Genomic DNA, 24,533 nt, shown 5'->3' on the forward strand with positions numbered 1-24,533 from the left:
GGCGGCGCTAGTTCTCACCGCCTTCTTCCGGCTCTTGGTGATTCAAGCGGTTCATGTCCTCAGGCAACGCATGCGCGAGGTCGGCAGCGGGCGGGACGCTACGCGGCCCGACTTCGTGTCCGCGTCCGTGAATCAGCCGCTCATAGGCGGACACCAGCGTGACGTAGGGATTGACCCACAGCCAGCCGTCGCGCGTGAACACCTGAATGTCGAAATGCAGGTGGCGCGTGGTGCCGTTGGGACGGTCGAGATAGTTGGAGACTACGCCGATCTTCTCGCCTTCCTCGACATGGCGGCCGTTCAGGATGCCGTCGGCGTCCATGACGGACGGATCCATGTGCATGTAGCGGAAGCGAATATGTTCGTTGCGGGTGTTGACCTGCAGCGTCGCCGCCTGCTGCTTCGGCTCGCGGATCAACACGGCGTCGCGTACGGCGACGACCGCCTGCTGCTTGGGGTCGCAGTGCTCCGGTCCCTCGTCATGGATCGGGCAGGGCGCGGGCCGCATGTCCTGACCTTGATGGCCAAATCCGGTCGGACATTGGCCGACGCCGAAGCTGCGGGCTTCGCAGAAATTGTCCTGCCACGGGTAGCTGGTCGGGCCGCTTGCGAACTCGTCGAACTTGTCGCCCCGGCGCAAGCGGAACGACTGGGAGTGAGCGAACGCCGGCGCTTTGGCGAGCGGAAAACGGATTTGCGAATAGACGGTGTAGTCGACCCGGCCGCTCTGCTTGTGCGATCCGCTATGCGCGAGCAGGTCGCCGGGCGCCCGATAGGTGAAATCGGCTGACGCCAGGGTGGGGCGCTCGACGGTCTCAGAGACGATGTCCGTGCGCAGCCGCGACGGCAAGCCGCCGGCAACGTGCAACGCTTTCAGGAATCGCTCGGCGACCGGATAGGCCTCGCGGCAGGCCAAACGCTTTGCCTTTGCGACGCTGTCGAGGCACTGGATCGAAACGACATAAGCGATGCCGAAGCGCGTAAAGGCGTAACGCACATAGCCTTCGCGGATGAAACGGCGCAGGTCCGGGTATTGCGCAGCCAAAGATTTGACCGCCTCGCCCTTGCCACCCAGGGGATCGCCGAGATCGTAGGTCAGGAGCGAGCCTGTGATCTGAACTTCAACCGGCTTTGCGAAAGTGCGCGACGGCAGGCCATCCACCGCGCCGGGCTCCAGCGAAAACACCGCGTCATAGCCGGCCGGGCCCGCATCGAACATGTCGGCACGGAAGTCAGCCTGGAAGTGCGATAGTGACGGGGTTTCAAGCGCACCGGACCAATGCGCATCGAGATAGGCGGCGGGGTCCAAGGGCAGCAATACTGGCAGCGGGCTGCGGCCGATGCCGGAGAAAATTTGCGATGTTGTGGCGTTGAGCTGGACGAGCGCCGGTATCGCGCGCGGATCGGACGCCGCCAAGCGGTGCCGGACGACGAATGTGAATGATGGAACGATCGACGGCTTGGTCCCGATCTCGACGCGAAGTTGATCGAGCGCGGCGCGCCAGTCCACGCGCGCAACCGAGATCGAGGGGCTTCGGAATTCGTCGGCAGTGAGCGAAGCAGTGCCGGCGCCGAATAACCAGACGGCTAGCCCAAATCGTGCAAAGAAACTGGCAGCCCCCGATCTCACCCTCAACGCCCCCCGGCGCAACGACGCACGTCCGGATATTAATCCTTTGCGCGCTCGACGTAAGACCCATCTTCGGTCATCACCACAATCCGCGTGCCGGTGGTGATGTGCGGCGGGACGGCCGTGCGTACGCCATTGGACAGGACGGCTGGCTTGTAGGAAGAGGACGCCGTTTGTCCCTTGGTGACCGGCTCGGTCTCCACCACTTCCAGCGTCGCGCGTTGCGGCAACTGGATCGCGACCGGATTACCTTCGTGAAGCGACAGCTTCACGGTCATGTTCTCCTGCAAATAAGGCGCCGAGGAGCCGACGATCTCCTTTGAGACCTGAACCTGGTCGTAATTCTCAGCGTTCATGAAGTGGAAGCCGTCGCCGTCCTCATAAAGGTAGTTGAAATTGTGGTCCTCGACCGTCGCCCTTTCCACCTGGTCGGTGGTCTTGTAGCGCTCGGAAATCTTCACCCCATCGCCAATGCGGCGCATTTCGATCTGGCTGACCGGGGTTCCCTTGCCGGGATGGATGTTTTCGGCCGTAAGGACCACGTAAAGCTTGCCGTCTTGCTCAATGACGTTGCCCTTGCGAATGGAACTGGCGATGACTTTCAAAGCTGTTTTTCCTGATATTGTGACCCAAGACCTTGCCGGAGGCGTGCATTCCGGGGCCAATTGAGGCGATTTCGGGCTGCAACATACTGATTTTGTCCCTAGAAGCTAGTGGTAAGGCGACGAGTTAATGACTGCCGACAATAAGGCTTCGCCGTGGTGGTCTCCGGGCCGTTACAGGGACGTCAGGCCGTTTTTGATGGCCCGAAATGCCATCACACGGGCGGCCCGGGCCTGGTTCGACGAACAAGGCTTTATCGAGGTCGAAACCGCTGTCCTGCAGGTATCGCCTGGCAACGAGACCCACCTGCATGCGCCACGCACGGAATTGATCGGCGCCGACGGCGGGCGCCGGTCGCGCTACTTGCGGACGTCGCCGGAATTCGCCTGCAAGAAGCTGCTCGCCGCCGGTGAGAAGCGGATATTCGAATTTGCGCGGGTTTTTCGTGACCGCGAGCGTGGCCGGCTGCATTTGCCCGAATTCACCATGCTTGAATGGTATCGCGCGAACGAGAGCTACGATGCCGTGATGGCCGATGCGGTCGTTCTGGTCGCGCATGCCGCGCAGGCAACCGGAATCGGGCAATTTTCATTTCAGGGGAAAATCGCCGATCCCTTTGCCGAACCCGAAATGCTGACCGTCGCCCAGGCATTTGAACGTTTCGCAGGCATCGATCTGCTCGCGACCATCGACGAGGGTGAAGGCGATCGGGCGACGCTTGCGGGGGCGGCCGAAGCCAAAGTCCGTATTACTACTGACGACACGTGGTCAGATATCTTCAGTAAGATACTTGTGGAGTATGTCGAACCAAATCTAGGGCATGGGCGCCTTACCTTGCTCTACGAATATCCCTTGCCGGAGGCCGCACTGGCGCGCGCCGTTTCATCCGATCCACGCATCGCCGAGCGTTTCGAGATCTATGCGTGCGGTGTTGAGCTCGCGAATGGATTTGGTGAACTGACCGGTGCCGCCGAACAGCGCCGCCGCTTTATCCTTGCCATGGACGAAAAGCAGCGCCGATACGGCGAGCGCTATCCGCTGGATGAGGATTTCCTCGCTTCGGTGGCATGCATGCCGGAGGCAAGCGGCGTTGCGCTTGGGTTTGACAGGCTGGTGATGCTCGCAAGCGGAGCAACGTCGGTCGACCAGGTGGTGTGGACGCCGCCTACTGGAGAGACATGAGAAGTACGATCAGTATTCAACCCACGACGACCCTGCGCGAACCGGCCGAATTGGTTGAGCGCGGCCTCGTGCCGGTTGAGGATCTTCCGGCGCTGGAAAAGGTCGCGGCGCGCTACGCGATCGCGGTGACGCCCGAAGTCGCCGCGCTGATCGATCCCGACGATCCGCTTGATCCGATTGCTCGCCAGTACATCCCAAGCGCTGAGGAACTGGCGGCGCAGCCCAACGAGAAACCCGATCCGATTGGCGACGAGGCGCGCTCGCCGGTCGCCGGGATCGTGCATCGCTATCCCGATCGGGTCCTGTTCAAGCTGGTGCACGTCTGCGCGGTCTATTGCCGGTTTTGCTTTCGCCGCGAAATGGTCGGACCGGGCAAGACGACGACGCTCTCGGAGGGGGCTTATCAAAACGCGTTGGCTTATGTCCGCGCGCATTCGGAGGTGTGGGAAGTCATCCTGACCGGCGGCGACCCCTTGATGCTATCGCCGCGGCGGCTCTCCGAGGTGCTGGCCGATCTCGCGCAGATCGATCATGTCAAGGTGATCCGCATTCACACGCGTGTGCCCGTTGCCGAACCGCAACGCATCAGCGACAAGATGATTGCGGCGCTGAAGGTCAAGGGCTCCACGACCTGGTTGGCGCTCCACGCCAATCACGTCCGCGAGCTGACGCCGAAGGCCCGCGCCGCCTGCGCGGCGATGATCGACGCCGGCATTCCGATGGTGAGCCAGTCGGTCCTGCTGCACGGCGTCAACGACGACCCTGCGACGCTCGAGGCGTTGATGCGCGGCTTTGTGGAATGCCGGATCAAGCCATATTACTTGCATCACGGCGATCTGGCGCCGGGCACTTCGCATCTGCGAACAACACTGGCGCACGGCCAGGAAATCATGCGGGCCTTGCGCGGCCGGGTATCGGGGCTATGTCAGCCGGAATTCGTGGTCGATATTCCCGGCGGTCACGGCAAGGCCCCGGCCGGCCCAAACTATGTTTCGGCCGAAAAATCTTTTTCCGCGGACCGTGAACAGTCCGCTGAAACCCGCTATCGTATTGTAGATTATTGCGGTGACGTCCATCTTTACCCCCCGGTTCCGTGATGGTTGTTGAATGACCGGAGCTGGGGTGGGCAAGCGCCAACACGGAAGAAACAAGATGCGAAAACTATTGGTGACGGCGACGTTCGTGATGCTGACGATCGGACCGGCCGCGGTCGCGCAGACAGGCAATTCGCCCACGAAAAGGCAAGAACCATTACCCGCGCCTGTCGGGCATCGGCAGCCACGAGCCGATCAGATACCGCAAGGCAATTCCCCCACCGCGGAAGCGGACAAAAAGGCGGACGCCGAGCTCGACCGCAAGATCAAGAGCATCTGCCGGGGTTGCTGAACCTGTTGCGCTTCAGGCGTCACGCGCGGCAGACGAACCCGCGGGCGCAAATGATGCGGCTTCTTGAACCGCCACGCTGCGCACGACGGCTATGATGTGTTGGTCCGCAGGCGATCGCGGCCAAGAAAATAGACGGCCGTCGTGACGACCAGCAACGCCAAGCCAACGAGAATAGAGAGAAAGCCGATCGGAACGAGAACAAGCGTCACGTTGCGATCGGGGTTCACAAGCCAGTGATGGACCGACGTCAGAACGAAGACGAGCCCTGCGAATCCAGCGCCGCCGCCCACCACTAACAACGCCCACATTCTCCGCAACTGACTGAGCCGCTCGCGCGCGAGGTCGGTTCTAGGGGCGTGATGACGGCCCACCCGCCGTACGAGGCGCGCGGCAAAGGCAATCGAGGAAAAGCCGATCAGAACGCTGGCTGCGCCCAGCAAAAGACGGCTGGTGTCGTCGATGTCCGGGTTTTTCTGCAATGCCAGCAATGGAAAATCGAAGGCCGCATGCAGACCGACCGGCCCCGCCAGCACGAGGATGCGGCTAGTGATGCGCGCCCAGTCGCGGTGGAGACGGTGTGCGCCCAGCGCCGTGCCCGAACGTGCGATTGCGAGGTAGGCGCCGGCAATGATTCCGAGCGCGCCGTGAAACGGCACCGTCAAAATGCTGCGCAGTGCTGCCAGCGACTGCCACATGTCAGCGTGCTGGACGAGGTAGGCGAGATTTTCGTAAGCCGCGAAACCAAGACCTGCAGCCGCACCGTAGATCACCGTGTCCATCGGATCGGTGAAAGGCTTCCGCCACACCGACACGATCGTGATGACCAGAATCTTGACCGTCTCCTCGGGCAACGCGACGCCGAAAAGCGAATGCAGCGCTTGCGCCAGCCATGGATTTTCAGGCGACGCAAAAAGCGACATGAAGGGAGCGCGGATCAGCCCAAGCAGGGAAATGCTGGCCGCGCCGAGGAAAAAGGCCGTCCAGATCTTGGTCGGCGGTCCCGGCCGCTCGCCGGCGGCGACCACGAGCCACAGAATTAACAGGGCCGGTGCGACGGCAGCCGTTCCGATGACTGTGGGCAAGGATTCGAGGAGAAGCATTGACTGGCTCTATTCCAACACCCGCCAGCCACATGGGCCGGTCGTTTTCTGCGACGTCGCTGGCAGAATCAAAGGATCACCCGAAGGTTCAATTTCCCCGGCCACGTCAAATCAGGAACGTTTGGGCACAAGGATGGCAAATAAGCCATTTTCCGCCTTTCTCTATGCCAGACTTACGCACGTTTCGCCGTAGGCGTTTCATGGCCTCATCCGTTGATATCGTTCCGGACGCGAGCCATTCAACTGCTTGCCCGGTAAACGCAACGACGGCCGAAAGCACCTCGGTGGCTATAATTAGATAGCCGAATCAATGAGTTCTCTATTTGCCGGGGCCCTTGCTCTCGTTGCATGACCACCGCAAGACGGATCGCTGTCGCCACATGATAGGGTTGAGACCGATGATAAAGGGAGCGTGCTGGTGATTTCATTTCGCGGGGCAGAGACACATTCAAGGTCCGTCCTCAAGGCCATCAGCTGGCGAACCCTTGGAACGCTCGACACATTCGCGATCAGTTGGTTTTTCACTGGAAGGGTCGAGGTTGCCGGCTCCATTGCAGGCTTGGAGATCATCACAAAACTTGCATGGTATTATCTGCACGAGCGGGTTTGGGCTGCCATTCCCTGGGGACGCCGCAGACTGACTTGAGGCAAATAAAGATCGAGAAAGAAGAAGGTCCGATCATGAGCGACCTCGAACCTCGAAAGATTGAACCGCAAAATACCAGGCTTGAAAATACCGGGCCGGAAAAGCGCGGATCTGACGACGCCGAATCTGAGGGGAACCGTGCGCCTGCAATGGCGGGGCTGGCGATTGCGGTCGTGCTTCTTGTCGTTGGACTGTGGCTGGCGCACGAATTGACCGCAGCCAGCAAAATGCAGGACTGCCTGATGTCGGGGCGCACCAACTGCAACGTTATTCAGCCGCAGTAGCAAGTCCTCGCGTCGACTTTCGACGCGCCATCCAAGAGCAGACGAGCAGGCACCGAAGACGACCGATTCAGGCCATCCGTTTTCCGGCGTTTTCAAGTGCGCGCTTTCGACGCGATGCAGACCGCAAACCGGATGACTAGATACGAGGTACGCGGAATAGGAGGTACGCGGACGGATTCCGCGGGTCATCCATCACCGATGGACTTGCCGTTATCGGTTCGCGTAACCTCAAGCCGAGCGTTTCGGCTTTGGAGGCGGGAACGCTCATCAGCCGGAGTAAGCGGCTATGAAATACAGTTCCATGTTTGCGCCGATACACGGCGAGTGGTCCGATCACACAGGGGATGGCGCAGTGACCTATGAATTCGTCAATGTAAAACACGAGGGTCACATCACGGTTGTGACCCTCAATCGTCCTGCCGTCATGAATGCGCTGCACAAGCCGGCCCATTTTGAACTGCATGACGTGTTCAATGCCTTTGCCGCCGATCCCGATCAATGGGTCGCAATCGTCACCGGAGCGGGTGACAAGGCGTTTTGCGCCGGCAATGACCTGAAATGGCAGGCTGCGGGCGGTGAGCGTGGCTGGAACTCGAGCGGTTTCGGCGGACTGACGCTGCGCTTCCACTGCGACAAGCCGATCATCGCCGCCGTCAATGGCGTGGCGATGGGCGGTGGTTTCGAGGTCGCTCTGGCGTGCGATCTCATCATCGCCTCTGAAAATGCGACCTTCGCACTGCCGGAACCGCGGGTTGGGCTCGCGGCTTTGGCCGGTGGCCTGCAACGGCTGCCGCGTCAGATCGGTTTGAAACGGGCGATGGGCATGATCCTGACCGGTCGGCACGTTTCCGCGCGCGAGGGTTTTGAGCTTGGCTTTGTCAATGAGGTGGTTCCGGCAGGCGAGGCGCTCCGCGCGGCGCAGCGCTGGGCCGATCTGATCTGCCAGAACAGCCCGATGTCGATCCGAGCGTCGAAACAGGCTGTCATGGACGGGCTGAACGTGTCGTTGCCTGAAGCCATGATCGCGCAGCGCGAGTATCCGGCGGTGCGCGAGATGTTGACATCGGCCGATTACATCGAAGGCCCGAAAGCCTTCGCCGAAAAACGCCCGCCGCGCTGGCAAGGAAAGTAAGGCTCGATCATTCAGCTCGGCGAAAGCAGCCGCCGGCAAGCCTCGACGAACACTTCGGCGCCCCTGACGATATCGGCGTCGCCAGTGTTCTCACTCCAGTGATGGCTGATGCCGCCAATCGACGGCACAAACAGCATGCCAGCGGGCATGATGGTGGCGAGAAGCTGGGCATCGTGGCCGGCGCCGCTCGGCATGGCTATCGATTTTCCGTCAGCGAAAACTGCAGACGCCTGTTCGATGGCGCGCTGAAATCCTTTTTCCATCAGGGCAGGCTTGCCGGTGCGGATGCATCTCACCTCGATCCGACATCCGCTGGCAGCGGAAATTTCAGCGCCGAGCTGTTGAAGGAGCACCTGGAGGCGCGCGACAATTTCAGAATTGTCGTCTCGGATCTGGAACAGCACTTCGGCGCCGCCTGGAATAATGCTGGGAGCGCCGGGATCGAGCGTGATGCGCCCGGTGGTCCAAACGGTTCGCGCGCCCGCGCTTGCCGGAAAGCGATCGTCGATCGCGACGCACAGCTTCGCGGCAGCAACGCCTGCATCCTTCCGGTCCTGCATCCGCGTGGTGCCGGCGTGATTTTGCTCGCCGGTCACGGTGATCCGATATTGCCAGATGCCGACGATCGAGGTGACAATCCCGATGCCGAGACCGGAGCTCTCGAGGGTCCGCCCCTGTTCGATGTGGGCCTCGAGATATCCGATGTGCCGGCCGCGCTCCACCAGCTTTCGCGGGCGGCCGGCAAAGCCGGCTGCTAGCAGTGCCTCGCGCATGGCGCGGCCTTCGGTGCGGTCGCGCGCGCTGTCGATATCTTCTTCGGTGACGTCGCCGACATAGGAGCGGCTGCCGAGGAAATGGCCGAAGTGACCTTCCTCGTCGCACCACGAGGCGACTTCCACCGCGCCATTGATGTCCGGATCACGATTGATCACGCGCGCCGCTTCAAGCGCATAGACCACACCAAGCGGACCATCGAGCCAGCCGGCGAAATTCTGGCTCTCCAGATGCGAGCCCGCGAGCAGCTTCGGTCCAGCTTTGCCGCTGGTCCCGAACACGTTGCCGATGCCGTCGATCTCGGCGTCGAGATTGGCTTCCGGCAGTTTTCCGGCCAGCCAGTTTAACGATTGCAGATGCGGTTCGGAAAAGGTCGGCCGGTGCACGCCGGTCTTGTACGCGCCAAAGGCGCGAAGCGCGTTGAGGTCGGCCAGCACCCGTGCGCCGTTAGCTTTTGGACCATGGGTATGCATTATGTGAATTCGCCTGTCGCTATTGAGCCGGGACTGCTTCGGCAGGAGGAAGATAGGGCGAGCAGGTGGGCGTGTCGCCGGTTGCGTTGTAGGAATCGACGACATCGCCTGATATCCCGGCCGCGATCAGACAATTATATGGCGGCACGCCAATTCGCCACATGTAGAATTTCTGCCCCGAGATGGTTTGCTGGTAGTCGGGATTGCCGAGCTGGGTGACGATCACGCTCACCGGCTTGCCCTTGAAATCATTTCGCTGCTTGACGTTCGGCACGGAGAGATTCGACATCCCGCCGCATCCGGTCAGAGCCAGGGCAGCCAGGATTGTCAGATTGCGGGAATGAAGTGCCATCCGTTCGCGCGGCCCTTGAAATTTCAAATGTCGGCGTGCGTAGCGAACGCCGGGAACCGGAGTCAATAGGCACGCCGCCAGGCAAGCCAGTTCCGCCGACGCGGCATTATTTCATATTGTTACTGACGGAGTCTCGTGCGCCCGCCGCGATTGAATCCTTCCTCACGCAGTGCGCGCCTCTCCAATGGACCGTCGCGGCTTCCTCCTGAAGTCGGCGGGTGGCATCCCTGAACCGAATCCGGGTCGCCCGAGACCAATGAGCGAAAGTATCCTCCTTCCATTTTCGGCCGTTGAACCCTGATGCCTGTGCTTTTTCGCCTTGCTGCGCTTGTCCTCGTCGTCACGTTTCTCGGTCCCGCCGCGGCCTTAGCCGACGACGACGATAACGCGCCGCTAAGCCGTGCACCAACGCTGATGCCGCTGTGTGGCGGCACAAAAGAAAGCGTGCCGCTCGAGACCGGCTTCTGCAAGGCAAACGGCTATGATGTCCTTACCGCGCAACTTGATGAAGCGATCCGTTCCGCAGTGTCGAAGGCGCCTGCCGACGTCCGGCCACTGCTGAAGCGCGACCAGGCGTTCTTCAACGAGATGGCCGTCATAGCGGCCGGAGAGATTTTCCAGTCCGATCAGAACGAGTTGCAGAAACGGTTCGACGACGCGCTGCGAAATCGCATCGCCACGTTGCGGGAAGTCGCCGACGGCTTTGGCCGCACCGGCGTTCGGGGCAAGTGGGTCGATGCGTTCGGCAGCGTCACGGTGATTCCGGCCGGCGAGGCCGCTTATCGCATTGAGATCGACACGTCCTCGATTTACGGGCCGGACGACAATCGCCAATGGTCTTGCCGCGCGAGCGCGGTTCTGAAGCCGGATGCAGGCGGCTGGCTTGCCGGCACTTTACTGCCGGAAGCAGACGCCGCCGCACACCATCCGGACATCAGCACTCTCAAGGACGCCAATGGCAACCCATCGCTACCTCCGACAATCAAGTTGCGGCGACAGGGCGATACGCTGCGGGTCGTTGGCGTCGTGCCGGACGACAGCTCTTATCTCCTGACCTTGATACCGCATTGCCGTTCGCCCTATCAGCTCACCGGAAGCTTCTTTGCGAGCGGCAAGCCAGACGCTGCGGCGACGATTGACAAGACCGAGTCGAGCTTCACAAAGCCGGCTTTCATCGATTGCACGCGGCCCGATACGGCAACGGACGAGGAGATTTGTTCGGACCCTGATCTTGCCGAAAATGATCAACGTCTCAACCGCGCCTGGAAAGCACTGTTGCCGCGGCTCGACGACGCGACGCGCCGGGCGCTCATCGACGACCAGCGGCATTGGGTTGGCGCGCAAGCCGATCAATATGAACTGTCCTTGCATCCCGGCACATTCAAGCTGACAGCCGACATGCATCACACGGCTGGCGGGCGTACCGGAGTATTTCGGCTGCAACGCGGGCGGATTGCGCTGCTCGAAGGTTTTGACGAACACCGCAAGGGGTTTGCCGGCGCCTGGTTTGGATACACCGCCGTGCTGACGGTGACGGTCACGGACGACGGCGACCTTCGAGCCAAGGGCTGGAAGTGGCGCTTGCAGAACTGGAAGGCCGGCTGCGACTATGACATCAGCGGCAAGGTCAAGGACGGGATCTTCCGCGCCGACGAAGCTGGCAAGAACCCCGATACGCTGGAGCGCGATCACGCCACGTTGATCGTCAATCGGCGTGACGATGCCTTCGCCAAAGTGCGCAAGCTTCCGGAGGGAGCGGACGAGAAGAAATGCCAGCGGTCGCTCGAGGACTCCTCGACAGCACGGCTGTTCCCGGCCAAGCCTTCAGCCGATATCGACGTGTTCAACGATAACATCTACTGACGGGCAGATCGAACCCGCTTTCGAAAGGACCGCGCAATGCGATTGGCGTCAACTTTGTTGCTTCTTTGTCTCTTGCCGGCGCCTCGCATGCGGCGAGCCCCGAGGACGCCTATCTCGCCGCGCGCGACAAATACGTCGCCCAGTTCAAGGCGATGGAAAAGGCAAAAGTGAATAGCGACAAAATCGACGCGGCGCACACCAAGGCGATCGCCGACCTTGAAGAGAAGCTGCGCGGCATCGTCGGCGAAGTCTCGGTCAAAGGAGTTCCCAGCACGGGCAAAATCAATCTGGAGAGCCTCACCGACGCCGAGGTGGGATACGGCATGCTGGACGGCATGAAATATTTCGACGAAAAGGAAGACAGTCCTCAGCTCGTCGTCACGACACGTTACCTTCTCGACAAATGGCTCGCGGCGGCCGCGAAGGACAAAGACAAGTCTCGCCGCATAGCGGCGGAGCTGACGTCCGCGTTGCAGAGCGATCAGTTCTATACGTCTTCCGTCGGCTCCGACGCCTCCTATACGCGAGATGCCAATCTCGAAATCGCAGCACCGCCTGGTGTGGAGCTGGCCCGTGCCGTCCTGGGCGGTTGGGCGCAGGATGTCGGACCCAATCTCGATTATTGGCTGATCGTCACGGTGGTCAAAGACGGCAAGGTCTATATCGGAAGCGTGAAGCCGAAGAGCAAAGTCGGCGAGATCGCGGTCTGCCAGGCAATCTGGACGCAATGGCAGCAAAAGGCCGAGAAGATGCGAGCTTCCGCGGCTGCCGCGCGAGGCAAGAAGACGCCCGAGGCGAGCGACGACAAGGCGGAAGAAAGGGCGGACAGGGATTACCACGCCTGCTTCGTGCAGCACGCCCCAAAGGAGGCGTTCTATCCCTCGCTTGTCGATGAAGCGCAGCAGTTCGCTGACCGCATCGCCGGAAAGTAGGCGGGAAGGTCCCGAGGATTGACGGATTCAGGAGTAGAGGTCCGCGCGGGTCGGCGGCAGATTTGAAGGACCACGAACCCGTTTCGAGGCCAGGGTCTGGAAAATTCCGACCGTGCCTTGCGCAAACGCGATCGAGACGACGGCGAGGTAAGCGATCCAAAGCCTGGTCTTTTCGCGTCCAACTTCGCGCTCGGCCGCTTCACGGTTGGCCGACAACCGATCGTGCCAGTTGCGTGTGGTGTGCATATAGTGTTCGCGCCAGCCTTCGACGTCATGCACCTCGAAGTTATGTCGCTCGAGATTGGCAATCGACATGCCAACGTGATCCAGTTCGCCGCCCGGAAAGATATAGCGGCCGATCGCGGTGGCTGCCGCCGCGTCGCGCCGGCGGCGGCGAAAGCGCTCAAAGCTCTTCGAGCGCAGCGCGATCGCATGGTGAAGGTACAGGCCGCCCGGCTTGAGTAGGCGATTGATCGTCTCGAAGTAGGCCGGATGGTTGGCGATGCCGACATGTTCGAACATGCCGATCGAAGCGATCTTGTCGAAGCTGCCTTCAAGGCGCGAATAATCGCGCAGCTCCAGCGTCACCCGGTCGCCGAGCCCAAGCTGTGCGACCTTTTCCCTGGCGTAGGCGAGCTGCTCTTCTGCCAGCGTCACGCCATGGGCGTGAACGCCATAATGTTCGGCTGCGTGACAAACGAGGGCGCCCCAGCCGCAGCCGATATCAAGCAAGGTTTCACCAGACTTCAGCCGCAGCTTGCGGCAGATCATGTCGAGCTTGTCGGCCTGCGCGGTCGCAAGATCGTTGTTCCAGTCCCTGAAATAGGCGCAGGAGTAAACCATCGCCGGATCGAGGAAGAGTTCGTAAAACCGGTTGGAGACGTCGTAGTGGTAATGGACGTTCTCCTTGTTGGCGGCCTCGGAGCCTCCGCTGCGCGCCTTGCGGACGGCCTCCAGCGGCCATGGTCTGCCGCGCGGGATGAACAGAAATCTTCCCAGTGTCGCAAGCGCGAGGCGCTTGTCGAATGATTTCATCAGGTCTCTGCTGCGCGTCTTCGGCCGTCGCGCGGCGAGATCGAAAAACGATCCGTTGCGGAGGTCAAACCGTGACGCTACCCAGAGATTGAGAAACGTGTCGACGTTGGGCCGGCGGATCATGGCGGCAATGGCGCCCTCGTCGGCGATGACGAAGGCAAGCGCGTCGGCGGCGAGATCGGCCGGGACTGTGGATCCGTCCCACAATACGAAGCCGACGTCGGGCAGGATACGCGCGTTGATATGGGCCAGCAGACGTCTGAAGCTGTCCAGGCGGCGCGCTCGTGAGGCCTCCGGCAAACTGATGATCCCCGTGCGGATGCGGATATTCGCCGGCTACAGGACCATCGCTTTCCAGATAAATCAATATCTTGGCTGAATGTTCAGGCGGGCGCCGGGAGCAGGGCGATCTCTCCTGCGGGCGCGGCATTCGCAACGGATTCGCCTGCCAGATATTCCCACGCTTTTTCGTGACCGTAGTACACGAGCGGCCCAAGGAAGAAACCGGTGGCCGACAGGATCACCACATCGGCCGGTTTAGTCGTCGCCGCTTTCACCCTTGCGCCGGTGCCGCGCCGAGTCCTCTTCGACATATTCGAGATTCTGGTCGTAGACGATGCGGTCTTCACCGGACAGCGCAATAAAGCGCTTGCCACGTGTTCGTCCGATCAGCGTCAACCCGACTTGCCGCGCCAGTTCGACGCCCCAGGCGGTGAATCCAGAGCGAGAGACGAGAATGGGGATTCCCATCCGCACCGTCTTGATGACCATTTCCGAGGTAAGCCGCCCTGTCGTGTAGAGGATCTTGTCGGTGGGATCGACGCCGTGGCTGTAAATCCAGCCCGCAATCTTGTCGACGGCGTTATGGCGGCCGACGTCCTCGGTGTAGCAGACGGGCGTGCCCTCCTTGCAGAGCACGCAGCCATGGATCGCGCCGGCTTCGAGATAGAGTGACGGCATGGTGTTGATCGCGCGCGTCATCTCGTACAGCCACGAGGTGCGAAGCTCGGCCTTGGGCAACGACACTTTCTCGAAAGCTTCAAGCAAGTCGCCGAACGCCGTGCCCTGTGCGCAGCCGGACGTCTGCGTGCGCTTCTTTAATTTGGCTTCGAAATTGGTGTGGTGCTCGGTACGCACGACCACGACCTGCAGGTCGTCGTCATATTCGACCTCCGTAACGACGTCGTCGTATTTGAGCATGTTCTGGTTCAACAGGTAGCCGAGCGCAAGATATTCGGGGTAGTCGTTGATCGTCATCATCGTGACGATCTCCTGCGCGTTCAGGTACAGCGTCAACGGCCGCTCGACCGGCACCCTTACCTCGATTTTGGATCCGGTCTGATCGATACCTGCCACCCGCTCGGTGAGCCGCGGATCGTCCGGATTCGGGACGATCAGAGGGGCGGGGGTTTTCTCGATTTTCATGGCTGGTGGTCCAATTCTAACATTCGCATCCTTTCGGACCTAGATATAAAGCACGATGGATAATGCACTAGGCTTGGTTCCTTAGGGATGGCGCAACTCTCTGACGACTGCTTTGCCTTCGGCGGCCCGATGATGTCGGTCGACGAAGCGGTCGGCATCATCGCTTCACGCGTCAAGGCCGTGGGCGAGGCGGAGGCCGTTCCGCTGCTCGAAGCCGACGGGCGGATTCTTGCGCGCGACCTTGCCGCCCCCTTGCCGCTGCCGCCTTTCACGAATTCTGCCGTCGATGGGTATGCCGTGGGCAGCGGAGAACTGCCGCGCGACCGTGAACAGGCATTTCCGGTCAACGGGCGTGTCCAGGCTGGTGCACCCGCAGAACCCGCTCAACCCAGCCATGCCGTACGAATCTTCACCGGCGCTCCGATGCCAGAGGGCACCGACACGGTGTTCATGCAGGAAGATGTGCGGATCGATGAGGCGGGCCGGGTCGTATTGCCTGCTGGCTTGAAAGCGGGCGCCAACGTACGTCCCGCCGGCGAAGACATTCCTTATGGCCACGTTGCTCTCAAGGCCGGCCAAAGGATGCGCCCTCAGGACGTCGCACTGGCCGCGGCTTTTGGACTGACCCGGCTTGACGTGGTGCGGCGCCTTCGCGTTGCGGTCTTTTCGACCGGCGACGAGCTTGCCTCGCCGGGAACGACGCGCGCGGCCGCCCAGTTGTTCGATTCCAACCGATTCATGCTAATGGCGATGCTGCGAAGGCTTGGCTGCGAGATCAGCGATCTCGGCATCCTGCGTGATGAACGGGTGTCGTTGACGGGTGCGCTGAAGCAAGCCGCCGGACAACACGATCTCATTCTCACGACCGGTGGTGTCTCTACCGGCGAGGAGGATCACGTGAAGGCGGGCATCGAGGGCGCGGGGACGCTGGTGCTCTGGCGAATGGCGATCAAGCCCGGCCGGCCGGTGGCGATGGGCGTCATCGACGGCACGCCGCTGATCGGGCTTCCCGGCAATCCGGTCGCGAGCTTCGTCACCTTCGTCCACGTCGTTCGGCCCGCGGTACTGGCGCTCTCAGGCGCGAAACCCGAGCCGCTGATACCGATGCAGGTCAAGGCCGCTTTCAAGTACAAGAAGAAAAGCGGCCGCCGCGAATATGTCCGCGTCATGCTGCGAAAAGCGAGCGACGGCGCGCTGGAGGCGATCAAATTTCCGCGCGAGGGTGCCGGCCTGTTGTCGTCGCTGGTCGAGACCGATGGTCTCGCCGAACTCGGCGAATCCGTCGTCGAGGTCGGGCCGGGCGACAGCATCGGCTTCCTTGGTTACGCCGGTCTGTTGTAAGACCTTGCTCCATGACCACGACCAAGCTCGATCTCACCGGTCTCAAATGTCCGTTGCCAGCGCTCAAGACGCGCAAGGCGCTCAAGTCGGTCTTGCCGGGCAACTTCCTTGAAGTGCACTGCACCGATCCGTTGTCGGCGATCGATATTCCGAACCTGATCCGCGAGACCGGCGATAAAGTTGAAATTACCGAGCGCGGTGATACGCGAATCGTTTTCTTGATCGAAAAGGCTGAAAGCTCAGCTGCTCAGGATTGAAGTCGGTTCCAGCCGTCAAGCGATTGTCGGAAAGGCTAATTTGTCTTGTTCTAGATACGTTCTAAATTGACTTGCCTCTGGCATACCAGCGACTAAGGTTCTTGCTGGGCGAAAATATCGGCGGAAGCAGGTCTGTATGAGCCAAGACCCTCATAAAACTGACGTTCACAAAGTCCGTGCCTTCGAACACCCGGGTCAGGGACGAAAGCGCGCCAAGGCGACCCCGAAGGGCCGTCAGGTCGATCCGGGAGCTCTCGACGAAGTACAGGCGTTGCTCGGCGATCGGCCGCGGCGGCGCGACATGCTGATCGAGTACCTGCATCTGATTCAGGACAGGTACCACCAGATTTCGGCGGCCCATCTCGCCGCTCTGGCCGATGAGATGAAGCTCGCCTTCGCCGAGGTATTCGAGACCGCAACGTTCTACGCCCATTTCGACATCGTCAAGGAAGGCGAGCCGAACATCCCGCCATTGACCATCCGGGTCTGCGATTCGCTGACCTGCGCGATGCTGGGCGGCGAAAAGCTGCTGAAGGATCTGCAGAGCCATGCCGGGCCGGGTATCCGTGTCGTCAGAGTGCCCTGCGTAGGACGCTGCGATACCGCGCCAACAGCGGAAGTTGGCCACAACTTTGTCGATCATGCCGCCGTTTTCAGCGTCCTGGCCACCGCAAACAGCGGCGACACGCACGCTCACCTGCCTGACTATATCGGGTACGACGCCTACGTTGCCGACGGCGGCTACAAGTTGCTCGCGCGAGTCCGCTCCGGCGATTTACCGAAAGAAGAGCTGCTGAAGGCGCTCGACGATGCGTCCTTGCGCGGTCTTGGCGGCGCCGGCTTTCCCACGGGGCGCAAATGGCGCGCCGTGCTCGGCGAACCCGGCCCGCGGCTGATGGCGGTCAACGGCGACGAGGGCGAGCCCGGCACCTTCAAGGATCGCTACTATCTGGAAAACGATCCGCATCGGTTCATCGAGGGAACGCTGATCGGCGCGCATGTGGTGCAGGCGGCCGAGGTCTACATCTACATTCGCGATGAATATCCGGCCTGCCGCGAAATTCTCGAGCGCGAGATCGCAAAGCTGCCGCCCGGTGGTCCAAAGCTGCTGATGCGCCGCGGTGCGGGCGCGTATATTTGCGGCGAAGAATCCTCGCTGCTCGAAAGCATCGAGGGCAAGCGTGGCCTGCCACGGCACAAGCCGCCTTATCCCTTCCAGGTCGGGCTGTTCGGCCTGCCGACACTGATCAACAACATCGAAACACTGTGGTGGGTGCGCGACATCGTCGAGAAGGGCGCCAGCTGGTGGAAGAGCCATGGACGGAACGAGCGCCAGGGACTTCGCAGCTTCTCGGTCTCGGGGCGGGTGAAAAATCCCGGCGTGAAACTCGCGCCGGCCGGCATCACCGTGCGCGAACTGATCGACGAGTTCTGCGGCGGCATGGCGGACGGCCACACCTTCCACGCTTATCTTCCGGGCGGGGCTTCCGGCGGAATCCTGCCGGCGTCGATGGGTGACATCCCGCTCGATTTCGGCACGCTGGAGAAATACGGCTGCTTCATCGGCTCGGCCGCGGTCGTCATTTTGTCGCAAGTCGACGATGTTCGTGATGCGGCGTTGAACCTGATGAAATTCTTCGAGGACGAGAGCTGCGGCCAGTGCACGCCTTGTCGCGCCGGAACCGAGAAGGCGGCGCTGCTCATGCAACAACCCGTCTGGAACAAGGAACTGCTCGGCCAACTGAGCCAGGCGATGCGCGATGCGTCGATCTGCGGGCTCGGGCAGGCGGCCTCGAATCCACTGACCTCAGTGATTAAATATTTTCCCGACGAGTTTCAGCCAAAGGAAGCTGCCGAGTAGCCCGAGAGCGGTTTTCGACGAGGTTTTCGCATGAGCAACGACAAAAAATCTTCGCCACAAGGTTATGGCCACGACGCCAAAGGCGCAGCCGGCGGCAAGAACGAGCCGGATGGCCGCGTGACCGTCACCCATAGCGAACCCGTCGGCACGGTCGGAGGGAAGGGGAGCGGACCGCAGACCATCGCGTTCGAGTTGGATGGTCGGCAGGTCGAGGCCCGTGCCGGCGAAACGATCTGGCAGGTTGCCAAACGTCAGGGCCGCGAAATTCCGCATCTGTGTTATTCGCCGGAGCCGGATTATCGGCCCGACGGCAATTGCCGCGCCTGCATGGTCGAGATCGAGGGCGAGCGCGTTCTTGCGGCGTCTTGCAAGCGGACGCCGAGCGTCGGCATGAAGGTGAAGTCCGCAAGCGACCGCGCCGTCGCCGCGCAGAAGATGGTGATGGAGCTTTTGGTTGCCGACCAGCCGGCACGCGAGACCTCCCACGATCCGGAATCGAAATTCTGGCACTGGGCCGAAAAGGTCGGCGTGACGGAAAGCCGTTTTCCTGCGGCCGAGCGCTGGGAGGGCGATGCCAGCCATCCCGCCATGCGCGTCAATCTCGATGCCTGCATCCAGTGCGGTCTATGCGTGCGCGCCTGCCGCGAAGTTCAGGTGAACGACGTCATCGGCATGGCGTACCGCAATCACGATGCGAAGATCGTGTTCGATTTCGACGATCCAATGGGAGAGTCAACCTGCGTCGCCTGCGGCGAGTGCGTCCAGGCCTGCCCGACCGGCGCGCTGATGCCATCGGTCATGCTCGACGAGAAGCAGACCAGGGTCACCTATCCCGACCGGAAGGTCGACTCGCTGTGTCCCTATTGCGGCGTCGGCTGTCAGGTCACCTATCAGGTCAAGGACGAGAAGATCATTTATGCCGAGGGGCGGGACGGCCCGGCCAATCACAACCGGCTCTGTGTCAAAGGCCGCTTCGGCTTCGACTATATCCATCATCCCAACCGTTTGACCAAGCCGCTGGTGCGCCTCCCGGGCGTCAAGAAGGACGCCAACGACCAAGTCGATCCGGCAAATCCCTACACGCATTTCCGCGAAGCGTCCTGGGAAGAGGCGCTCGACATTGCCGCAAAGGGGCTCGTCAAAATCCGGGACGAGAAGGGCGCCAAAGCGCTGGCCGGCTTTGGCTCGGCCAAGGGCTCGAACGAAGAGGCCTATCTGTTCCAGAAGCTGGTGCGCACAGGTTTCGGCTCCAACAATGTCGACCATTGCACCCGGCTTTGCCATGCCTCGTCGGTGGCGGCGCTGTTCGAAGGCTTGAGTTCGGGCGCTGTGTCAGCACCGTTTGCAGCGGCTGAGGATGCCGAAGTGATCTGGGTGATCGGCGCCAATCCGACGGTCAACCATCCGGTTGCCGCCACGTTCATCAAGAACGCCGCCAAACGTGGCGCCAAACTCTACGTGATGGATCCGCGGCGGCAGACGCTGTCGCGCCACGCTACCCAGCATCTTGCTTTCAAGCCCGGCAGCGACGTTGCGATGCTGAACGCCATGATCCACACCATCATCACGGAAGGGCTGACCGACGAGCAATATATCGCCGGCTACACCGAGGGCTATGACGACCTGAAGGCCAAGATCACGGAGTTCACGCCGGAACGGATGGCGCCGATCTGCGGCATCCCGGCCGAAACCTTGCGCGAAGTTGCCCGCAACTATGCGCGTGCGAAATCTTCGATCATCTTCTGGGGCATGGGCATCAGCCAGCATGTGCACGGCACCGACAATGCGCGCTGCCTGATCGCACTCGCCCTGATCACAGGGCAGGTCGGCCGTCCCGGCACCGGCCTGCATCCGCTGCGTGGACAGAACAACGTGCAAGGCGCGTCCGACGCCGGTCTGATCCCGATGTTCTTCCCGGACTACCAGCCCGTCGGTCGCGACGACATGCGCGGTGCGTTCGAAAAGCTGTGGGGGCAGGAGCTCGATCCCGAGCGCGGGCTGACTGTCGTCGAGATCATGAATGCGATTCACGCCGGCACAATTCATGGCATGTATGTCGAGGGCGAAAACCCGGCGATGTCGGACCCCGACTTGCAGCACGCGCGCGAGGCGCTTGCCAAGCTCGATCATCTCGTGGTGCAGGACCTGTTCGTCACCGAGACGGCGTTCCACGCCGACGTCATCCTGCCGGCTTCGGCCTTTGCGGAAAAATCCGGTTCCTTCACCAACACCGATCGCCGCGTGCAACTGGCACGTGAGGTGATCAAGCCGCCGGGCGATGCGCGGCAGGATCTCTGGATCATCCAGGAGATCGGCAAGCGAATGGGGCTTCCCTGGAACTACGATGGTCCCGGCGAGGTGTTCACCGAGATGGCGCAGCTGATGCCGTCGCTCAACAACATCACCTGGGAGCGCCTGGTGCGCGAAGGCGCAGTGACCTATCCGGTCGACGGTCCGGACCAGCCCGGCAACGAGATCATCTTCACGACCGGTTATCCGACCGAAAGCGGCCGCGGCAAGATCGTGCCGGCCAAGGTCATCCCGCCGGACGAACTTCCCGACGACGAATATCCGATGGTGCTTTCGACCGGCCGCGTGCTCGAGCACTGGCACACCGGCTCGATGACGCGCCGCGCGCAGGTGCTCGACCAGATCGAGCCGGAAGCCGTCGCCTTCATGTCGCCGAAGGACATGCGCAAGAAGAAGCTCAGCCCCGGCGACTTCATTCGTCTTGAGACTCGCCGCGGCGCGGTCGAGGTCAAGGTGCGCGCCGACCGTGACGTGCCGGAAAACATGGTGTTCATGCCGTTCTGTTACGCGGAGGCGGCCGCGAACCTCTTGACCAACCCGGCGCTCGATCCGTTCGGTAAAATCCCGGAGTTCAAATTCTGCGCGGTGCGTGCCGAGCGAATTGAAATGCGAACGGCGGCGGAATGACGCGCCAGCGGTCCTACGGGCGGCGGGGTTCAACCGATGCGATCGGCTCGAGACCGTGGCTTCGCACGATCGCCTGTCCTTCCTCGGACATCAGGAACGTGACGAAGCGTAACGCGACAGGCTTGCTGTCCAGGATAATCAAGCCGTCCACAGGCTCGACCGCCATTGCCGGAGGTAATTTGATGGAGGTGAGGGTAGGCACCTCTTTTTGAATCGCGGGAATAGCGCTGCAGTAGATGAGCATGAGGTCTGCCGCATCTGACAGGAAGATTCCTTCGATAGCTCCCTTGCCCTGCACCAGAGGCGGGGTTTTCTCGCCACCGCCGACCAGCTTCTTTGCCTTCGCTTCCAGTGTCGCGCGCGCGCCAGCTTTGAGCGTCTCGGCCCGTGCGAACACCTCGAAGCTGTACGTTCCGAGCGGATCGGAACCCGGCGTCGACGTCGCAATTCGCACGGCCGGGTCCAGAAGCTTGTCGAGGAAATTGGCCTGATCTAATCCCAGGTTCGGACGGGAAAGCGCGCAGAGGCTGTTGCGTGCGAAAAGAATGACTGAACGTTCCGGATGACCCGCCGCTAGTTTGCGCGGCTGTTCCACATCCGCTGAGGCAAATACGTCGACAGCCGCACCGCTTTCGATCTTCTGTCGCAACAGACCTGAGGAGCCGAATTCCGGGGTATCGACCGTGTCTGATTGTCGTGGGAAATGTTGCAGGAGATCGATCATTGCTGCGCGGAGGCTGCCCGCGGCCATCAGCTTGAATGTGTCCGCGCGAACCGGGGTGGCGACGATCATCGCGGCGACGGTGAGGCTTGCGATGCGGGCCCAAATGCGAGCTGTTTGATCGTCGTTTCGATTTGGCATCCCAATTACCTCATTAGAATTTTCGATCAATTCGCTAGTCGAATTCAGTATAGACCGTGTTGCAGAAAAGGCACCGCTTAGCCGGGAAAGGTCGCTACATTTCAATAAAACAACGATAAGTCTCCCTCGGTCCTCCGTGGCCCCAGGAGAGAAATTAGCGGGGGCTAAAAATGAGGTACGCGGTAGTAACCAGCATCTTGCTGGCGGGCGCGGCTTGCGAAGGTGTTGAAGTCGCCCGGGCTCAGCAGACGCCTCTCCCGTCGGTCGTGATCGAACCTTCAAAGCCGCCGACCGCCAAACGGCAAGGTCAGAATACGACCGCTCGGCAAAACAATGCTTCGAAGAAGAAGAAGCAAACAGCGCGTCAATCGGCTCCGCCGTCGCCGGCTGCCGGAACGCCCGCGCAGACAGCTACGGGACCGCACAACCCGGCAACGAATCCCAATTACAACATCGGCGCCGTGAACCTGGGGCCGCTCGGAAATCGCAGTCTGCTCGATACGCCATTTTCCGTGACGCCGATCTCTCAGGACTTCATGGAAAACCTGCAGCTGAAGACGGTCAACGACACGCTGCGATATCTTCCGTCGGTCGAGATCCGAAACCAGCAGGGCTACGAAGTCTCGCGCCCGCAATCGCGCGGCTTCCAGGGCACGGTCGTGCAGAACACGCGAATGGACGGGCTCAGTGTCATCGGCACGACGGCCATTCCCACCGAGAATCTTGCCGGCATCCAGGTGCTCAACGGTCTGGCTGGATCGCTTTATGGGCCCGCCACGCCGGCGGGCGTGTTCAACTACGTTCTGAAGCGGCCGACTGACACGCCCTATGCCAGCTTTACGGAAGGCTTCGATTCGAATTCGATTTTCACCGAGAATATGGATGTCGGCGGGCGCACGCCTGACGGCAAGGTGGGCTACCGCTTCAACGTCGTTCATGGCCAGGGCGAGAGCTGGGCGCCCGAGAGCTCGAGCAATCGGACGCTGGCGAGTGGCGCGCTGGATTTCTATCTTGGCAATCGTACCGTTATCGAAACAAATTTCAGCCACTACGAAACCAACACCACGGGCCTGCCGGGGAGCATCGTCTATTTCGGCAAGCCGAACATCGTGCTGCCGGCGGCGGTCGATCCGACCAGGTTGGGCCTGGGACAGCCGGGCGCGGGCACGGACCTCACCACCAATACCGGTCTCGTCAAGCTCAAGCATGAATTCAACAACGACTGGAATTTCGAGATCGGCGGGCTCTATCAGGATGCCGTTCGCAACCTGTTCGGCATCACCAATACCTTTGTCGACAACAACGGAAATTTCACGGTCACCAAGAATTTCAATGCCGTTCCGCACTTCACCATCGCGAGCAACACGGCTTCGCTGAATGGACGCTTCGGTCTGTTCGGGTTTCTGAATGAAGTGTCGATCGGAACCAACGGCTTCTTCAATGGTCAATATTCCTACAGGAACTCGATCGCGCAGAATCTTGGCAGTTCGAACCTTGCCGATCCAGCCGTCTTCGCATTGCCGCCTATTCCATTCAACGGTGGCCAGTTCAAATCCGCAATTCTGTCCAACCAGACGATCGTCACGGCGGACACATTCCATTTCAATGACCAGTGGGCCTTGCAGAGCGTGCTGAGCACGTCCTTCCTGCATTCACAGAGCTGGAATGTTGCCGGCGTCACGACGAGTGAAAATTCGGCCGATGCCGTCGTTAGCCCCACGGTCAGTTTGATGTACAAGCCGGTCGAGAAGATCATGGCCTATGCGACCTGGGCTAACAGTGTCGAACAGAGCGATCAGGCACCGACCGGGACCGTTAATCAAAATCAGTTCCTCACGCCTTACAAAGATCAGGAATATGAAGTCGGTGTGAAGTACCAGGTCACGCCACGGCTGCTTGCCACCTTTGCGTTGTTCCACATGACCCGACCGCTGGCGGAAACCATCGCCGCCACGAACGTCTTTCAGGTTGTCGGCACGCAGCGGAACGACGGCGCCGAACTGTTTCTGCAGGGCGACATATACTCGGATCTCACGGTGTTCGGCGGCACCACCTATATCGACGCCAGACTGATCAATACTGGCGTCGCTGCGACCGACGGACGACTGGTGGTCGGCGTACCGCTCTTCAAGACCGACATGATCTTCGACTATCACCCGGCGGCCTGGATGGGCTTTGCGCTGACGGGCGGCGTTCATGCGGAAGGCGAACGGGCGGCGACGAACCTGAACAATTCCTTCGCACCGTCTTATGCGACGTTCGATGCGGGAATCCGATTTACGAAGACGGTTGACAAGCACATCGTAACGGCACGCCTTCAAGTGCTGAATATCGGCAACACGTTCTATTATTCGTCGATCGCCGACGGCAATATCGTCGGAAGCCCTGGCGCCAACACGGCCTATCTCGGGACGCCGCGGACCTATCTGCTCAGCCTTCAGATGACGCTGTGAGTGTG

21 protein-coding genes are annotated in these 24,533 nt (G+C 61.0%); 12 read left to right on the plus strand and 9 right to left on the minus strand.

The features are described 5' to 3' along the window. Positions 1-7: 7 nt before the first annotated feature. Both VFB05_RS02760 and efp read right to left on the minus strand, forming a co-directional pair. Complete coding sequence (locus VFB05_RS02760) at positions 8-1,510, minus strand: M23 family peptidase (protein WP_325008524.1); 1,503 nt, start codon at positions 1,508-1,510, stop codon at positions 8-10. A 158-nt stretch (positions 1,511-1,668) separates the two neighbouring features. Beyond that, complete coding sequence (gene efp / locus VFB05_RS02765) at positions 1,669-2,235, minus strand: elongation factor P (RefSeq protein WP_325008526.1); 567 nt, start codon at positions 2,233-2,235, stop codon at positions 1,669-1,671. Positions 2,236-2,362: 127 nt separating this feature from the next. Between efp and epmA the strand changes: the two genes are divergently transcribed. After that, entirely contained in the window at positions 2,363-3,415 is a 1,053-nt protein-coding gene (gene epmA, locus VFB05_RS02770; RefSeq protein WP_325008528.1) for an EF-P lysine aminoacylase EpmA, read from the plus strand. Further along, the gene (locus VFB05_RS02775) at positions 3,412-4,512 is read left to right on the plus strand and encodes a lysine-2,3-aminomutase-like protein (protein ID WP_325008530.1); all 1,101 of its coding nucleotides are present in this window, start codon (positions 3,412-3,414) and stop codon (positions 4,510-4,512) included. Before epmA ends, VFB05_RS02775 begins: the two co-directional genes overlap by 4 nt. Before the next feature lie 378 nt (positions 4,513-4,890). Here the strand turns inward: VFB05_RS02775 and VFB05_RS02780 are convergent, their stop codons facing one another. Then, entirely contained in the window at positions 4,891-5,901 is a 1,011-nt protein-coding gene (locus VFB05_RS02780; RefSeq protein ID WP_325008532.1) for a PrsW family glutamic-type intramembrane protease, read from the minus strand. A 418-nt stretch (positions 5,902-6,319) separates the two neighbouring features. On the opposite strand from VFB05_RS02780, the gene VFB05_RS02785 reads away from it, so the two are divergent. The 3 genes from VFB05_RS02785 (at position 6,320) to VFB05_RS02795 (ending at position 7,963) form a co-directional block, all read left to right on the plus strand. Then, a complete protein-coding gene (locus VFB05_RS02785) occupies positions 6,320-6,547 on the plus strand; it encodes a DUF2061 domain-containing protein (RefSeq protein ID WP_325008696.1) in 228 nt (75 codons plus the stop codon). A gap of 35 nt (positions 6,548-6,582) precedes the next feature. Further along, on the plus strand, positions 6,583-6,831 hold the full coding sequence (locus VFB05_RS02790) for a hypothetical protein (RefSeq protein WP_325008534.1): 249 nt from the start codon (positions 6,583-6,585) through the stop codon (positions 6,829-6,831). A gap of 286 nt (positions 6,832-7,117) precedes the next feature. After that, entirely contained in the window at positions 7,118-7,963 is an 846-nt protein-coding gene (locus VFB05_RS02795; RefSeq protein WP_325008536.1) for an enoyl-CoA hydratase-related protein, read from the plus strand. 11 nt (positions 7,964-7,974) lie between these two features. Here VFB05_RS02795 and VFB05_RS02800 read toward each other — a convergent pair whose 3' ends face one another. Both VFB05_RS02800 and VFB05_RS02805 read right to left on the minus strand, forming a co-directional pair. Then, on the minus strand, positions 7,975-9,210 hold the full coding sequence (locus VFB05_RS02800; RefSeq protein ID WP_325008538.1) for a Zn-dependent hydrolase: 1,236 nt from the start codon (positions 9,208-9,210) through the stop codon (positions 7,975-7,977). Between the two features lie 19 nt (positions 9,211-9,229). Beyond that, on the minus strand, positions 9,230-9,499 hold the full coding sequence (locus VFB05_RS02805; RefSeq protein WP_325008541.1) for a hypothetical protein: 270 nt from the start codon (positions 9,497-9,499) through the stop codon (positions 9,230-9,232). A gap of 363 nt (positions 9,500-9,862) precedes the next feature. Between VFB05_RS02805 and VFB05_RS02810 the strand changes: the two genes are divergently transcribed. Next, positions 9,863-11,425 carry a lysozyme inhibitor LprI family protein gene (locus tag VFB05_RS02810; protein WP_325008543.1) on the plus strand — a complete coding sequence of 521 codons (1,563 nt, stop codon included), beginning with the start codon at positions 9,863-9,865 and terminating at the stop codon, positions 11,423-11,425. Between the two features lie 65 nt (positions 11,426-11,490). Further along, complete coding sequence (locus VFB05_RS02815; RefSeq protein ID WP_325008545.1) at positions 11,491-12,357, plus strand: hypothetical protein; 867 nt, start codon at positions 11,491-11,493, stop codon at positions 12,355-12,357. Between the two features lie 27 nt (positions 12,358-12,384). Here VFB05_RS02815 and VFB05_RS02820 read toward each other — a convergent pair whose 3' ends face one another. The 3 genes from VFB05_RS02820 to VFB05_RS02830 form a co-directional block, all read right to left on the minus strand. Continuing rightward, the gene (locus VFB05_RS02820) at positions 12,385-13,692 is read right to left on the minus strand and encodes a cyclopropane-fatty-acyl-phospholipid synthase family protein (RefSeq protein ID WP_325008547.1); all 1,308 of its coding nucleotides are present in this window, start codon (positions 13,690-13,692) and stop codon (positions 12,385-12,387) included. 83 nt (positions 13,693-13,775) lie between these two features. Beyond that, complete coding sequence (locus VFB05_RS02825; RefSeq protein WP_325008549.1) at positions 13,776-13,949, minus strand: hypothetical protein; 174 nt, start codon at positions 13,947-13,949, stop codon at positions 13,776-13,778. Beyond that, complete coding sequence (locus tag VFB05_RS02830) at positions 13,930-14,817, minus strand: formate dehydrogenase accessory sulfurtransferase FdhD (RefSeq protein ID WP_325008551.1); 888 nt, start codon at positions 14,815-14,817, stop codon at positions 13,930-13,932. Before VFB05_RS02830 ends, VFB05_RS02825 begins: the two co-directional genes overlap by 20 nt. A gap of 87 nt (positions 14,818-14,904) precedes the next feature. On the opposite strand from VFB05_RS02830, the gene glp reads away from it, so the two are divergent. From glp to fdhF, 4 genes are all read left to right on the plus strand, one after another. Further along, on the plus strand, positions 14,905-16,158 hold the full coding sequence (gene glp / locus VFB05_RS02835) for a gephyrin-like molybdotransferase Glp (protein ID WP_325008554.1): 1,254 nt from the start codon (positions 14,905-14,907) through the stop codon (positions 16,156-16,158). A gap of 11 nt (positions 16,159-16,169) precedes the next feature. Next, the gene (locus VFB05_RS02840; RefSeq protein ID WP_325008556.1) at positions 16,170-16,415 is read left to right on the plus strand and encodes a sulfurtransferase TusA family protein; all 246 of its coding nucleotides are present in this window, start codon (positions 16,170-16,172) and stop codon (positions 16,413-16,415) included. Between the two features lie 136 nt (positions 16,416-16,551). After that, on the plus strand, positions 16,552-18,276 hold the full coding sequence (locus VFB05_RS02845; RefSeq protein WP_325008559.1) for an NADH-ubiquinone oxidoreductase-F iron-sulfur binding region domain-containing protein: 1,725 nt from the start codon (positions 16,552-16,554) through the stop codon (positions 18,274-18,276). Positions 18,277-18,306: 30 nt separating this feature from the next. Beyond that, positions 18,307-21,213, plus strand: coding sequence for a formate dehydrogenase subunit alpha (gene fdhF, locus VFB05_RS02850; protein WP_325008562.1), 2,907 nt, complete (start codon positions 18,307-18,309; stop codon positions 21,211-21,213). Between the two features lie 13 nt (positions 21,214-21,226). Here fdhF and VFB05_RS02855 read toward each other — a convergent pair whose 3' ends face one another. After that, positions 21,227-22,075, minus strand: coding sequence for a substrate-binding domain-containing protein (locus VFB05_RS02855; RefSeq protein WP_325008564.1), 849 nt, complete (start codon positions 22,073-22,075; stop codon positions 21,227-21,229). 170 nt (positions 22,076-22,245) lie between these two features. Here VFB05_RS02855 and VFB05_RS02860 point away from each other — a divergent pair, with 170 nt between their 5' ends. Beyond that, a complete protein-coding gene (locus VFB05_RS02860) occupies positions 22,246-24,528 on the plus strand; it encodes a TonB-dependent receptor (RefSeq protein WP_325008566.1) in 2,283 nt (760 codons plus the stop codon). Positions 24,529-24,533 lie beyond the last annotated feature (5 nt).

Origin of the sequence: Bradyrhizobium sp. (assembly GCF_035652035.1) — a bacterium.
GTDB lineage: Bacteria > Pseudomonadota > Alphaproteobacteria > Rhizobiales > Xanthobacteraceae > Bradyrhizobium.